General features: G+C 61.8%; 12 protein-coding genes. 10 read left to right on the forward strand and 2 right to left on the reverse strand.

The genetic code is table 11. The features are described from left to right. Positions 1-6 precede the first annotated feature (6 nt). Both ACSV9I_RS09760 and ACSV9I_RS09765 read left to right on the forward strand, forming a co-directional pair. On the forward strand, positions 7-2,112 hold the full coding sequence (locus ACSV9I_RS09760) for a calcium-binding protein (RefSeq protein ID WP_438328668.1): 2,106 nt from the start codon (positions 7-9) through the stop codon (positions 2,110-2,112). A 44-nt stretch (positions 2,113-2,156) separates the two neighbouring features. Beyond that, positions 2,157-3,461: an HlyD family type I secretion periplasmic adaptor subunit gene (locus tag ACSV9I_RS09765; protein ID WP_438328669.1), complete on the forward strand. Its 1,305-nt coding sequence runs from the start codon at positions 2,157-2,159 to the stop codon at positions 3,459-3,461. A gap of 60 nt (positions 3,462-3,521) precedes the next feature. Here ACSV9I_RS09765 and nikR read toward each other — a convergent pair whose 3' ends face one another. Beyond that, positions 3,522-3,938, reverse strand: a complete 417-nt coding sequence (gene nikR, locus ACSV9I_RS09770; RefSeq protein WP_438328670.1) for a nickel-responsive transcriptional regulator NikR — start codon at positions 3,936-3,938, stop codon at positions 3,522-3,524. 114 nt (positions 3,939-4,052) lie between these two features. Between nikR and ACSV9I_RS09775 the strand changes: the two genes are divergently transcribed. Genes ACSV9I_RS09775 through ACSV9I_RS09795 form a run of 5 tightly spaced genes read left to right on the forward strand, consistent with a single transcriptional unit; the run spans position 4,053 to position 8,888 of the window. Beyond that, positions 4,053-5,630: an ABC transporter substrate-binding protein gene (locus tag ACSV9I_RS09775; RefSeq protein ID WP_438328671.1), complete on the forward strand. Its 1,578-nt coding sequence runs from the start codon at positions 4,053-4,055 to the stop codon at positions 5,628-5,630. Next, positions 5,623-6,630, forward strand: coding sequence for an ABC transporter permease (locus tag ACSV9I_RS09780; RefSeq protein ID WP_438328672.1), 1,008 nt, complete (start codon positions 5,623-5,625; stop codon positions 6,628-6,630). Before ACSV9I_RS09775 ends, ACSV9I_RS09780 begins: the two co-directional genes overlap by 8 nt. Next, positions 6,627-7,490 (forward strand): ABC transporter permease, encoded by an 864-nt coding sequence (locus ACSV9I_RS09785; RefSeq protein WP_438328673.1) that lies wholly within the window; start codon positions 6,627-6,629, stop codon positions 7,488-7,490. Before ACSV9I_RS09780 ends, ACSV9I_RS09785 begins: the two co-directional genes overlap by 4 nt. Further along, entirely contained in the window at positions 7,490-8,299 is an 810-nt protein-coding gene (locus ACSV9I_RS09790) for an ATP-binding cassette domain-containing protein (protein ID WP_438328674.1), read from the forward strand. Before ACSV9I_RS09785 ends, ACSV9I_RS09790 begins: the two co-directional genes overlap by 1 nt. Next, complete coding sequence (locus ACSV9I_RS09795; protein ID WP_438328675.1) at positions 8,283-8,888, forward strand: ATP-binding cassette domain-containing protein; 606 nt, start codon at positions 8,283-8,285, stop codon at positions 8,886-8,888. The genes ACSV9I_RS09790 and ACSV9I_RS09795 overlap by 17 nt, the downstream gene beginning before the upstream one ends. A 25-nt stretch (positions 8,889-8,913) precedes the next feature. Here the strand turns inward: ACSV9I_RS09795 and ACSV9I_RS09800 are convergent, their stop codons facing one another. Beyond that, a complete protein-coding gene (locus ACSV9I_RS09800) occupies positions 8,914-9,930 on the reverse strand; it encodes a LacI family DNA-binding transcriptional regulator (RefSeq protein WP_438328676.1) in 1,017 nt (338 codons plus the stop codon). 145 nt (positions 9,931-10,075) lie between these two features. Here ACSV9I_RS09800 and ACSV9I_RS09805 point away from each other — a divergent pair, with 145 nt between their 5' ends. From ACSV9I_RS09805 to ACSV9I_RS09815, 3 genes are read left to right on the forward strand one after another with little or no spacing between them, the layout of a single operon-like run. Next, positions 10,076-11,119 carry a Gfo/Idh/MocA family protein gene (locus ACSV9I_RS09805; protein WP_438328677.1) on the forward strand — a complete coding sequence of 348 codons (1,044 nt, stop codon included), beginning with the start codon at positions 10,076-10,078 and terminating at the stop codon, positions 11,117-11,119. A gap of 5 nt (positions 11,120-11,124) precedes the next feature. Further along, positions 11,125-12,027, forward strand: coding sequence for a sugar phosphate isomerase/epimerase family protein (locus tag ACSV9I_RS09810; protein WP_438328678.1), 903 nt, complete (start codon positions 11,125-11,127; stop codon positions 12,025-12,027). 60 nt (positions 12,028-12,087) lie between these two features. Next, complete coding sequence (locus ACSV9I_RS09815; RefSeq protein WP_438328679.1) at positions 12,088-13,323, forward strand: ABC transporter substrate-binding protein; 1,236 nt, start codon at positions 12,088-12,090, stop codon at positions 13,321-13,323. Positions 13,324-13,427: the final 104 nt, after the last annotated feature.

A 13,427-nucleotide genomic window follows, 5' to 3' on the forward strand; every position in this document is an offset into this window, starting at 1 on the left:
GGTGCGATGTTCGGTCCGACACTCGACCAAGACGATAGCGTCAAACTCGGCCATGGCGATTTGGCGGCTGCCAAGGCGCCAGCGCGCAAGTTCGATCTGAAGCCCGAGGTTGACAGGGCGCTGGTTTCACCAGGCATATTCTCAGTGCTGGCGATCGGGGTTGGTGCCTATCTTGGGCGCCTGCGCGATGCGGTCAATCCGGCCCCCAACGCTGAGTTGGGCGATCAGGGGAAGGGAACGTCCCCGGAGGAGGACCCGATCCCTGCCGTCGAGGAGGCGCCCCTCGGACCCGGTTTCGATGTCGCGGCCTTTTGGCAGGAGCTGCAGAAGCGTTTCGAGGATGTGGTCGAGCAACTGCCGGCCTCAAGGCGGCTCTATTCGTCGATCCGTTTCAACTCCGAGGACTTCGTCCTGGAGGGGCCCTATGCCAGCCGTCCGTTTCAGGGTGTCTCCATCGATGTCGCGGCCAATGGCTTCCAGTTCTCCGTTCCGCAGGTCGTCTCGCCCCGCAACGGGCTGCCTTTCCTCACTGGCTCCCGCGGCGGTGCATCTGCGAACCCGGGCCCAGCGGAGGGCGGTCCTGATGATACGGACAGCAATGGCGGAGGTGGCACGCCGCCGGGCAATGGTGGCCCAACCACACCCCCTGTGACACCGGTCAACCGCGCCCCCTTGTCCCGTGGACCCGTCTATCTCGGTGCCGGCCTCGTCAACCTCTCCATGCTGCTTGTCTGGGCCGATTTTGCGCGGGCAGCGATCGATCCCGATGGCGACAAGCTGCAAATCTCTGCGATCCGTGCCACGTCTGGGGAGATCCGCACCCATGGCAGCGATGCCTGGATCTACGTGCCGGAACGCGACAAGCTTGGCATGGTGACGCTCACCTTCACGATTGGCGACGGCAAGACGACGATCCAGGGCCAAGCCTTTCTCGATCTTCGCCAACATCCGGACCGCGAGATCAGCGGCACTGACGGCGACGACGTGCTGATCGGCACGCCGGGCAAGGACCTGATCGATGCTGGTGCCGGGGGCGATATCGTTTATGGCCGTGAGAGCGACGATCTCGTGCTCGGTGGTGCGGGCAACGACCTCCTGATCGGCGGCGATGGCCGCGACGTGCTGCATGGCGGCACAGGCGACGACCGGATCTTCGGCGGCAATGGCGATGACGTGCTGTTCGGGGAAGATGGAAACGATGTGCTCTTCGGCGAGGCTGGCCGCGACAGCCTGAACGGTGGCGCGGGTGACGACGTGCTTTCCGGGGGGGACGGGCACGACCGCCTGTTCGGTGAAACCGGCCGCGATGTCTTGTCCGGCGAAGACGGTGACGATGTGCTGGATGGCGGCGCGGATGCCGATACGCTCGGCGGCGGTGCAGGCGCGGATGTCGTGGTGGGCGGCGATGGCGATGACGTCTATGTCGCTGGTATCCTTCCAGTGCTCAGCCTGCGCAGCCTTGGGACTGTTGACCCGGACCCATCCAAACCAGAAGAGGTTGCTCCGGCCGTGGCATCCACCTCCGACGGCGATGACGTGATCCATGGCGGCGAAGGTGCCGACACCTATGATGCGCATTCAGCCGTTGCGGCCCTCTCCATCGACCTTGAGGCCGGTGTGGCAACCGGCGCCGAGATCGGAACTGACCGCCTGACCTCGATCGAGAATGTCGTGGCCGGCGAGGGCAACGACATCATCGCGGCGAGTTCTGCGGTCAATGTGCTTTATGGCGGGAGCGGTGATGATCACTTCGTCTTCGGCTCTGTCGCTTCGATCGACAATAATGGCGATGGCTTTGACGAGATCCGCGACTTCAATGTCGGTGACAAGGTCGATCTGTCACGGCTGGAGCGGGAGCTGGGGCGTCTCTATTTCGACGATGGCGAGACTTCGCTGTCGCTTGACGAAGACGAGCACCGGACGCTGGTCAAGCTCTACAAGAAGATGATCGACGACGACGATGCTGGCCATCATGTGCTGCAGCTTGTCACCGATATCGATGGCGATGCCGATTATGAGATCGTCATTATCAGCGCCCATGATCTCAATGCCGACGATCTGATCCTCACCGCCTTCCATCTTCCCGGCTCTGCCGAGGGGCTGGTGGCCTGAACCTCTTTTTCACCCGAGTAAACTGCGTTTGAATGGAGCATGTCATGACACAGCGGCAACAAGACGGTAGCACCAATGTCTCGCTCTCGGGCACGGGATTGCGCGGGCGGATGATCACGGCCAGCCTGCTCGCGATCCTGCTTGCAGGCGGCATCGGAGGATGGGCGGCGCAGGCGAAATTTGCCGGTGCTGTCATTGCTCAAGGGGAGTTGGCGGTCACCGGTGAAACCAAGCAGGTCCAGCATGTCGACGGCGGCACGGTCGTGGCACTGCCGGTGAAGGTCGGTGATCTCGTACGGCGCGGGGACGTGGTGCTGCGGCTTGATGATACCCAGGTGCGGATCGAGCTCGACATCGTGCGCTCGCAGATCGAGCAGCTCGGTGCCATGCAGGCCCGCCTCGTTGCCGAACGGGACGGGGCAGACGCGCTGTCCTTCGACGGGCTCACGCTGACCCCGGCTGTTGCGCGCGAGGAGCGCAAGCTGTTTGACGAGAACCGCGAGATGCGCGCAAACCAGAAGCAGCAGATCGGAATGCAGATCGCCCAGCTGCGCAATCAGATCGACGGTCTCAAGGAACAGGAAAAGGCGAACCTCGCCGAAAGCGACCTGCTGGGTGAAGAGCTTGCCATGCAGGAAGGCCTGGTTACGAAAGGGCTTGCCAAGGCTTCGGAGCTGCGCGGGCTGAAGCGGCAGATGGTGCGCATCGAAGGCACTGTCGGTGATCTTTTGGCCCGTATCGCTGAAGCCGAAGGCCAGATCAGCGAGCTCAATGTGCGGCTGATGTCGATCGACCAAACCAGCCGCACCGAGCTGCAGAAGGAGATCGTTACCGTCGACGCACGGCTCATCGAGCTTGAGCAGCGCGCCCAGCAGCTCAGCCACCGGCTTGAGCGGACCATCGTCAAGGCGCCTGAGACCGGTTATATCTACGATGTTCAAGCCCATACCATCGGCGGCGTCGTCGCGCCCGGCCAGGTGATCATGGCGATCGTCCCGCAGGACAGTGATCTCAGCGTGCATGTGAAGGTGGCGACCACCGATGTCGACCGCATTTTCGTCGGCCAGGCCGCGCGCATGCGTTTCACCGCATTCAACCGCCAGACCACGCCGGAAATCGTCGGAAAGGTCGACCTCGTCTCTGCCGCCACCATCGTCGATAAGGCAAGCAATCTTCCCTACTACAAGACCAGCGTCGCCTTTTCCCCTGATGATCTCGGAGACCTCGGGACAAAACTCACCCCCGGCATGCCGGTTGAGGTCTACATCGAGACCGAGGAGCGGACGGTTGCTTCCTTCCTCGCAAAGCCCTTCACAGACCAGATCATGAAGGCTTTCAGGGAAGAGTGAGTGCTGGATGATTTCGGGAGCCGGTGGCCGGCTCCCGACAATACTTGCTTCTAGGCAGCATCACTCGTGCGGCGTCGACTGAACGGGGATGAGTTGGACCGAGCCGTGGCGCACCGAACGCTCCGCAGTGACGTGATCGGCGAAATGCTGCACGTCTTCCATGCTGCCCTTCAGGATGCCGACCTCGAGACAGTTCTCGGCGTCGAGATGCACATGCATGCTGGCGATCGTCAGGTCATGGTGATCGTGGAACGTGTTGGTCAGCCGCCGCGAAAGGTCGCGGGCGGCGTGGTCGTAGACATAACTCAAGACGCCGACGCAAGGCTGCCCGGCATTCTCCTCCCGTGTTGCCTGCTGCAGGCCGGCCCGCACGAGGTCGCGGATCGCTTCCGACCGGTTCTGGCCGCCGCGTGCCGCGATCAGCCTGTCGAGATCCTGCATCAGCTCGTTATCGAGCGTAATCGTTATGCGCTGCATTGCCGCTCCCGAGTATGATGTTTCTTTCTAGACATCATACCTTCTCGTGAATATTGTTACGCGCTCTGTCCGATGTGCCAGTGCGCGTCGTCTTTTCGATATAGGTATATTTGCATGACCAAGGCAATTCACCGCGTCGCAGTTGTGATGTCGGTGGCCTTTCTGGCCGTCTCATCGAACGCTTGTGCATCTCCCAAGACGGATCTCGTCCTCGCAATCGGTGGTGAGCCGGACACCGGCTATGATCCGCTCCTCGGCTGGGGGCGATACGGCCATCCGCTGTTTCAGTCGACACTTCTATCCCGCGATGCCGATCTCGCGACAAAGCCCGATCTGGCGACTACATGGACGTTGTCGGAGGATCGCCTTACCTGGACGATCGGCCTCAGGTCCGATGCCCGTTTTTCCGATGGTTCGGCCCTTCGCGCAAAGGACGTCGTCTTCACCTTCACCGAGGCCGCCAAGGCTGGCGGGCCGATCGATCTCACCGTGTTCGATAGCGCGCGTGCGCTTGACGACCACACGGTTCAGATCACGCTGAAGCGGCCATGGATTACGTTTACGGAGAACTTCTACGCGCTCGGCATCGTGCCGGCTGACCAATATGGCGCGGGTTATGCCCGCAAGCCGGTCGGCTCCGGCCCTTATAGGCTCCTGTCCTGGACAGAGGGCGAGCAACTGATCGTCGAGCGAAACCCGAACTATTACGGACCGGCCCCGGCCTTCGAGCGGATCACCTTTGTCTTTACCGACGAGGATACGAGCCTTGCGGCCGCGCGGGCCGGGCAGGTCGACATGGTCTCGGTTCCGGCAACGGCGGCCGATGCGCCACCTGCTGGCTTCCGGCAGCTGACCGTCAAATCCGTCGATAATCGCGGTCTTGCCTTTCCCATGTTGAAAAACGAGGGCAAGACCAATGCAGCAGATGCGCCGCTTGGCAATGCGGTGACATCGGATATTGCCATCCGCCGGGCGATCAATCTTGGCATTGACCGCAAGGTTCTGGTGGATGTGGCTCTGCTCGGGCACGGAACCCCGGCTTTTGGCCCTGCGGATGGACTGTCCTGGTCCAATGCCGAGAGTGCCGTCGCCTTTGATATCGAGGCGGCGAAGACTGTGCTCGATCAGGCGGGCTGGCGTGTCGGAGAGGATGGCATCCGCGCGAAGGACGGCGTGCGCGCTGCTTTCCCGATCAATTACCCCGCATCTGATTCCACACGGCGTGCACTGGCGCAGACGGTAGCAGAGCAGCTGAAGGCACTTGGAATCGAGGCGACGGCGACCGGTAAAAGCTGGGATGAAATCGGGCGGGTGATGCATTCCGAGCCGGTCCTGTTTGGCTGGGGCAGCCATTCGCCGCTGGAGATCTACAATCTTTACCAGTCGGGCCAGGGCGGCATCGACTATTTCAACCCCGGATACTACAGCAATCCGAGGGTTGACCGCCATCTGGCCGCAGCGCAAGGCGCGGAAAGCCTTGAGGCCTCCTTTGCTAACTGGAAGAAGGCGGATTTCGACGGCACGACAGGTTTTGGCCCCAAGGGCGATGCTGCCTGGGCCTGGCTCGTCAATCTCGATCACATCTACTACGTCAATTCCTGCCTCGATATCGGCCCAACCCAGATCCAACCGCATGGCCATGGCTGGCCGATCACCGCGATGATCCAGAACTGGACATGGACCTGTGAGTAGGCGATTCCATCGCCTCGGGCGGACGCGTATCGTTCTGGGCTCCATGCTGCGTCTGGTGCTTGTTCTCACGGCGGTTGCCATTCTTGCCTTCACGCTGGTCAAGCTTTCGCCGATTGATCCGGTGAATGCCTATCTCGGGGCCGATATCGCACGGGTCGGGCCTGAGCAGCGCGCCTTGATCGCGGAAAAATGGGGGCTCGACCAGCCAGCGCCTCTGCAATTGGCCAAATGGTTTGAGAATGTGCTGCGTGGCGATCTCGGATATTCGATGACATTCAATGCACCGGTGAGCGAGGTGTTAGACGCACGCTTCCGCGCTTCGGCGCCGCTGATGGCCCTTGCATGGCTGCTTTCCGGTGTCCTGGGATTTGCGCTTGGCGTCATCGCTGGCGCCTCTGAAGGATCGTGGACAGATAGGGTTATCCGGCTCTATGCCTATGTGCTGGCCTCGACGCCGACTTTCTGGTTGGCGATCCTGCTTCTGACGGTGTTTTCAGTCAGCCTCAATTGGACGCCGGTCTGCTGCGCATCGCCGATTGGGGTCTTGCCCGAGGATGTCACCTGGTTGCAGAGGCTGCATCATCTCATCCTGCCGCTGATGGCGCTGACGGTTCTCGGTGTGGCGCAAGTGGCGCTGCATACAAGGGCCAAGATGGCTGAGATCATGCAGTCGGACTATGCGCTCTATGCCCGGGCGCAAGGGGCTTCACGTTTCGACATTGCGCTTCGGCACGGCGCGCGCAACGCCGCGCTCCCCGCCGTTACCGTGCTCTTCGCCTCGCTTGGCGAACTCTTCGGCGGCTCGATCCTCGCCGAACAGGTCTTTGCCTATCCGGGCCTCGGCAAGGCAACGGTTGAAGCGGGCATTCGGGGGGATGTGCCGCTTCTGCTGGCACTCACCCTTTTCCTCACGAGCTTCGTCTTCTTCGGCAATACGATCGCCGATCTCCTCTATCGCCTCGTCGATCCCCGCATGCAGGCAAGGGAGCCGGTTCGATGAGCACGGCCATGGATCTGCCATCGACGCCACCGGAGCGGTTTCGTGCCGGCAACAGGCTTGCGACGCTGATGGCTGCAGCCGTTGGAATTGCCATGGTGCTGGGTATTGTTCTAGGCTCTCTGGTCCTCGGTGCCCGTGGGATCGACGCGGATTTTTCCGCGCGGCTGCTGGAGCCATCGCTCAGTCATTGGTTTGGGACCGACCAGTTCGGTCATGACATGGCGGCGCGAACGGTGCACGGGTTGAGTGTCAGCTTGTGGATCGGGCTCATCGCTTCGGCGATTTCGGTGCTGATCGCGCTTCTGCTGGCGTTGTTTGCCGTAACCTGCGGTCGCATTGCAGATGCGGTCGTCGCCTTTCTGGTGGATGCCGCGATGGGGCTTCCGCATTTCGTGCTGCTAATCCTGATTTCCTTTGCGCTTGGTGGGGGTACGAGCGCCGTGGTGATTGCGGTTGCCGTTACCCACTGGCCGCGCCTCACGCGCATCCTGCGGGCCGAGATCCTGCAGCTTCGGCAGGCGGATTTCGTGCTTGCGTCGCGCGGTTTCGGCAAATCCTGGTTTTATATCGGGCGGTATCACTTCCTGCCGCATCTCGTGCCGCAACTGATCGTCGGTCTGGTGCTGTTGTTTCCGCATGCCATCCTGCACGAAGCCGGGCTCACCTTTATCGGTTTCGGTCTCGAACCGTCGAAGCCGGCCATCGGTGTTCTGCTCGCGGATTCCCTGCGTTATCTGACCGCCGGAAAATGGTGGTTGGGCCTATTTCCAGGCATTGCCCTTCTTGCCGTCGTCCTCAGTTTCGATGCCATCGGCAATGGTCTGAGGACCGTGTTTGACCCCAGGGCGGAGCAATCCTGATGCTGCTTTCGATTGACGGATTCGGTATTGCCTTCCGACGTTATGACGGTCTGTTGCATCATCGGGTCGTGCCCGCGCTCGAGGCTGTGAGCTTCACCATCGATCGCGGACAGGTGCTCGGCCTGGTTGGAGCGTCGGGAGCAGGAAAGAGCCTCGTCGCGCACGCGCTGTTCGGCATTCTGCCGCCGAATGCCGTGCTTACCGGTAGCATTTCGATTGGTGGGATCGAGATCGGAGCTTTAGGTGCGGAAAAGCTCAACGGGTGTCGCATGGGGCTTGTGCCGCAATCGCCGAGCCACCTCGATCCGCTGGTGCGTTGTGGCCGGCAACTGGCCTGGGCGGCGACCCGGAGCGGGCATGAACTGCCGAAGGCGGCGATCGGGACTCTGCTTGAGAGCTTCGGGCTGGAGGCGGCCGTTGCTCGTCTGTATCCGCACCAGCTGTCCGGCGGGATGGCCCGGCGCTTGATGCTGGCGATGGCGACAGTCGGTGAGCCGGATCTGATCGTGGCAGACGAGCCGACAAGCGGTCTCGATCCGGACAATGCGGCAATTGTTCTGCGCCGTCTGCGGCGGCTCGCGGATGCGGGCAAAGCCGTGCTTCTCATAACGCATGATCTCGCGCATGCACTGCCCTATACCGACCGCGTTGCGCTTCTTCGCGATGGCGGCCTTGTTGGTATCGAGGATGCGCGTGCTTTTTCCGGCGATGGATCGCGGCTCGAGACGCCTTATGCCCGCCACTTGTGGCGTGCCATGCCGCAGAACGAATTCCAGCTTGAGACGGCGGCCTATGCTCGAAGCGCGTGATCTGCACTTTTCCTTCGTACGCGGCCGCGCGCTTCTCGATGGTGCGAGCTTCTGCCTTGCGCCCGGCGAGGTGCTGGGGCTTTCTGGGGCGTCCGGCGGTGGCAAGTCGACGCTTGGTCGTGTTGTTGCGGGTTATCTGGCAGCTGATCGTGGAATGGTGACAGTCGACGGCGCGGAGATGTCGCGCAATCGGGTCGCGGTGCAATATGTGCATCAGTCGTCGATCTTTGCCGTCAATCCGCGCTGGCGCATCGGCCGCGTGCTGGAAGAAGCCTGGGTTCCGGATGAGGCGATGCGGGAGGCGGTTGGGGTCTCACGCCGCTGGTATGACCGGTATCCGCACGAGATTTCCGGTGGCGAGTTGCAGAGGGTCGCCCTGCTTCGGGCGCTTGGACCGCAGACCCGCTATCTGGTAGCTGATGAAATCACGGCGATGCTTGATCCGATCACCCAGGCAGATCTCTGGAGCGTGCTGCGTGACCGCGCACACGCTGGGCTTGGCATTCTCGCGATCAGCCATGATGCCGCCTTACTGGAGCGGGTTTCGTCGCGGCGTGTGGAACTGGTGGATGGCCGGCTGTCGGGGTGATCTCGACTTCACGGAGCGCAGTCTCTCAGTCGCTTTCGCCCTCGATCAGCTCCATCGGCCACAAGCGCCGCCGTTCGGCCTCCGGATAGTGCGCGGCGAAGGCGGGCATGGTCGAGAGCAGCGTTTCGGCGAGTGCCACCCCGAGCAGACGCAGATCCGGGCGGAAGCAGGTCAGCGCCGGATGCAGGAACTGTGCCTGCGGGCTGTGCTGACCGATCACGGCGATATCGCGTCCGGGCGTGAGACCTGCTTCCTGCAGGCCGCGATAGAAGCCGACCACGGTTGCTTCGTTTAGCAGCACGATGGCCGAGGGGCGGGTTTTCGCGGCGATGACTTGGCGCGCGACGTCATAGCCGCCGGCCTCGTTGGGGCTGCAACGCAAGATGTGGGCCGGGTCCAGTTGCAGGCCGCGATCCGATAGCAGCGCCCGGCATTTGTCTTCGAACACATAACCGAGATTGATCTCGCCAAAGGGGCGGCTGATCGCGATGTGGCGATGGCCTTTGTCGATCAGTCGGCTGAGCGCCGCCTCTGCCATGCCCTCGAAGTCCAGGTCATACCAGGGCTGGCCAACATCGGTCTGGCTTCGACCGAGCGTGAGGAAGGGGATCTTTGCCCTGTGCAGCAGCTCGAAGCGCGCATCCTTGTGGCGGGTTGCCGAGAGGATGATGCCATCGGCAAAGCCGCGCGCGACAATGCGTTTCAGATAGGCTTCAGGGTCTTCCTCGGATGAGCAGAGCAGCGCGACGAGGTCGAGATTGTGCTGTGACAGCACGGTCTGCACACCGTCGAAGACGCGCATGAAGAAGCTGTCACCCTCACCGGTGATGTCATGGCCGGTCTGCATCATGAAGCCGATGATGCCCGTCGCCCCCTTGCGGAGCGAGCGACCGGCCTGGTTGGCGACGTAGCCTAGTTTTTCCGCCGCCTCCAGAACGCGCTTGCGCGTTTCGTCGTTGACGTCAGGCTTGCCGTTCAGGGCGCGGGATACCGTCCCGATCGAGATATCGAGATGCTCGGCGAGTTGTCGGATGCCTTTCATCGATTTCCCCCAGCCGATGATCTTCCGTAATCGTTTACGAAATTCTGTTGACACATGCAAAGTCTCGTTCATAGTGCCGTAAACGTTTACGACGTTCGCAGGATGTGCGGAAGAGGAGTTCCGCTCATCCTTTGGGAGGATAGCAGTGACATCAAGAGCCGTTTTATGCGGGTGCGGAGCTATGGCCAAAGGCTGGCTCCGGGCGATCCAGTCGAGCGCCGAAATTCAGGCGGCGGTGACGATCGTTGGCCTTGTCGACATCAACAGCGAAACGGCGGTCGCGCTTGCGGCCGAGTTCGGCCTTGAGAACGTTGTCATCGGGACAAGCCTTGCCGACGTGCTGATCGAAACGCGGGCCGATATGCTGTTCGATGTCGTCATTCCCTCAGCGCGGGCGGAGGTCGTCTCGACCGCCTTGCGCCTCGGCTGCCATGTTCTCTCCGAAAAGCCGCTTGCTGCCTCCCTTGAGGAAGCCAGGGATCTGCTCGCGCTTGCCGCTGCCGCCGGTCGCGTCCATGCCGTCGTGCAGAACCGCCGCTTCATTTCCGGTGTGCGCCGCATGCGGCGCGTGGTCGAGGAAGGGCTGATCGGCGAACTCACGGCCATCCATTGCGACTTCTTCATCGGCCCGCATTTCGGCGGCTTCCGCGAAGCGATGGACAATGTGCTGCTGCTGGACATGGCCATCCACACGTTTGATGCCGCTCGTTTTGTCTCCGGCAAGCTGCCACTCTCGGTCTATTGCGTCGAAACCAATCCGTCCGGCTCCTGGTATGCGCATGGCGCGGCAGCCAACGCTGTGTTTCGGCTCTCGGGAGATGCGGTATTCACCTATCGCGGCTCCTGGTGTGCGGAAGGCCGCCGGACGAGCTGGGAGAGCAATTGGCGACTCGTCGGTTCCAAGGGCATGTTGACCTGGGACGGCGAAGACGCCTTCGAGGCGACGGTCGCTGGCGACGAGCCCGGCCTGTTGCGTGGACACCATGCGCTGGTCGTGCCGGATGCACCTGATGACGAAGAGACCCATGGGCACAAAAGCGTGCTCGTCGACTTCATCCGGGCCGCACAGTCTGGTCGTGCCCCTGAAACGGCGGCCGCCGACAACATTCGAAGCCTTGCCATGGTGTTCGGCGCGATCGAAAGCGCGCGCACCGGGCTTACCGTCGATCTTTCAGCACAAGGATATTGAAGCCCGTGAGCAATCCCGCAAAATCCATTCGCATTGGAACCATGGTCAGCGCCAGTGCCGGCAAGGCAGCTGAGCGGATTAGCCAGATCGCCGATATGGGCTTCGAGAGCTTCGAACCCTTCTTCTGGCAGACGACCAACGGGCAGGATCTCGCCGATCTCGGCAAGCGCTGCGTCGAGGCGATGGGCGACCGTGACATCACGATCTCGACCATCGGTATGTTCGGCAATCCGTTGGAAGAGACCGATATGGATCTTCAGACCCTGCAGGGCTGGAAGGACTGCATCGACAATGCCCATCATTTCGGCGCCACCTGCGTCGCGGGCTTTACCGGCCGCGTCCGTAACCGTCCGCTGACGGATAGTCTGCCGCGTTACCGCGAAATCTGGAGCGAGCTTGCCAAGCGGGCTGCCGATAAAGGCGTCAAGATCGCGTTTGAAAACTGCGCCATGGATGGAAACTGGCAGACCGGCGACTGGAACATCGCCCACAATCCGGACGCCTGGGAACTGATTTTCAACGAGACGCCGGACGAGCATATCGGGCTTGAATGGGAGCCCTGCCACCAGATGGTCTATCTGATCGATCCGATCCCGCAGATCCGCAAATGGGCGCACAAGTTCTTCCATGTCCATGGCAAGGACGCAACCATCCGCTGGGATGTGATCCGCGAACATGGGGTCTTCGGCAAACATCCCTTTGTGCTGATGCGCACGCCCGGCTTCGGCGACACCAACTGGACGGATGTGATTTCCGAGCTTCGGCTCGCCGGCTGGTCCGGTTCGATCGACATCGAAGGCTGGCACGATCCGGTTTATCGCGATGCGCTGGAGATGACCGGCCAGGTCCACGGCCTGAACTATCTGAAGAATTGCCGAGGCGGGGATTTCGTCACCGACCCGCAATGAGACTGCCTGCCGGCTTGGAGGAAGTCGGCGGGATCAATGGTCAACCCCAAGGAGGAGAGCATGTCTATCAAGAATTGCCTGATGGCCGGTGCATTTGCGCTGGCCTCCGTGTCCGGGTTCGCGCTGCAGGCCCATGCACAGGAAGAGGTCACGATCACCATCTGGAGCCTCGACAAGCCCGAGCAGCCGGCCTGGAACCTGGCGCGTGAATTTGACGAGAAGGAGCCGGGCATCAAGGTCGAATACCGGCTGGTGCAGTTCGATGATGTTGTGAGCGAGGCCATGCGCGCCTACTCCACAGGCCAGGCGCCCGACATCATCGCCATCGACAATCCGGAGCATGCGCTCTTTGCCTCGCGTGGCGCTTTCCTTGATATCACCGACATGGTCGCGAAATCCGAGGTGATCAAGCCGGCCAACTATTTCCCCGGTCCGCTCAATTCGGTCACCTGGGACGGCAAGCTCTTCGGCGTGCCGAAGGCCACCAACACGATCGCGCTCTACTACAATGCCGACATGTTCAAGGAAAAGGGTCTTGATCCGGACAAGCCGCCGCAGACCTGGGCGGAGCTCATCGATGCAGCGCGCAAGCTGAACGATCCGGCGAAGAACGTCTATGGTCTCGCTTTCTCCGCCAAGGCCAGCGAAGAGGGCACCTTCCAGTTCCTGCCCTGGGCGCAGATGGGCGGCGGCGGCTATGAGAAGATCAATGCCGATGGTGCGGTCAAGGCGCTCGAAGCCTGGAAGACCATCATGGACGAGAAGCTTGCCTCGCCGGATAGCCTGACGCGCGGCCAGTGGGATTCCACCGGTACCTTCAACTCCGGCAATGCGGCCATGGCGATCTCTGGTCCCTGGGAGCTGAACCGCATGTCCGAGGAAGCAAAGTTCGACTGGCGCGTAGCGCTTCTGCCGGTGCCGCAGGAAGGCGCCGAGCGCTCATCCGCCATGGGTGACTTCAACTACGCGATCTTCTCGAACACCAAGCATCCGGAGGCCGCCTTCAAGGCTCTCGAATACTTCGCCTCGCAGGATAATGTGATGTTCGAGAAATACGGTCAGCTTCCGGCCCGCTCCGACATCACCCTGCCGGCAACCGGCAACGACAAAAAGGATGCCGGTCTGAAGGTCTTCCAGGAGCAGCTGAAATACGCCAAGGCCCGCGGTCCGCACCCGGAATGGCCGAAGATCTCGAAGGCAATCCAGGATGCGATCCAGGCAGCGCTCACCGGCCAGATGACGCCGAAGGAAGCGCTGGACCAGGCGGCTGAAACAATCAGCGCGGTCACCGGCTAAGCCATCCGTCGAGGCGCAGGTGCCGCCCGAAGAGGGTAGCCGTTGCCTCGACCAAACGAACCTCCCGGAAGGCCGCTCTCGTTCCCCAAGCTGCGGGGGCGGCC

The sequence above is a fragment of the Rhizobium sp. G187 genome, assembly GCF_051549525.1.
In the GTDB taxonomy this organism is placed as follows: Bacteria; Pseudomonadota; Alphaproteobacteria; order Rhizobiales; family Rhizobiaceae; genus Allorhizobium.

Coding starts and splice junctions, on each gene's coding strand:
- ACSV9I_RS09760 (WP_438328668.1), top strand. CDS start 7: ATGTTCGGTCCGACACTCGACCAAGACGATAGCGTCAAACTCGGCCAT.
- ACSV9I_RS09765 (WP_438328669.1), top strand. CDS start 2,157: ATGACACAGCGGCAACAAGACGGTAGCACCAATGTCTCGCTCTCGGGC.
- nikR (WP_438328670.1), bottom strand. CDS start 3,938: ATGCAGCGCATAACGATTACGCTCGATAACGAGCTGATGCAGGATCTC.
- ACSV9I_RS09775 (WP_438328671.1), top strand. CDS start 4,053: ATGACCAAGGCAATTCACCGCGTCGCAGTTGTGATGTCGGTGGCCTTT.
- ACSV9I_RS09785 (WP_438328673.1), top strand. CDS start 6,627: ATGAGCACGGCCATGGATCTGCCATCGACGCCACCGGAGCGGTTTCGT.
- ACSV9I_RS09790 (WP_438328674.1), top strand. CDS start 7,490: ATGCTGCTTTCGATTGACGGATTCGGTATTGCCTTCCGACGTTATGAC.
- ACSV9I_RS09795 (WP_438328675.1), top strand. CDS start 8,283: ATGCTCGAAGCGCGTGATCTGCACTTTTCCTTCGTACGCGGCCGCGCG.
- ACSV9I_RS09800 (WP_438328676.1), bottom strand. CDS start 9,930: ATGAAAGGCATCCGACAACTCGCCGAGCATCTCGATATCTCGATCGGG.
- ACSV9I_RS09815 (WP_438328679.1), top strand. CDS start 12,088: ATGTCTATCAAGAATTGCCTGATGGCCGGTGCATTTGCGCTGGCCTCC.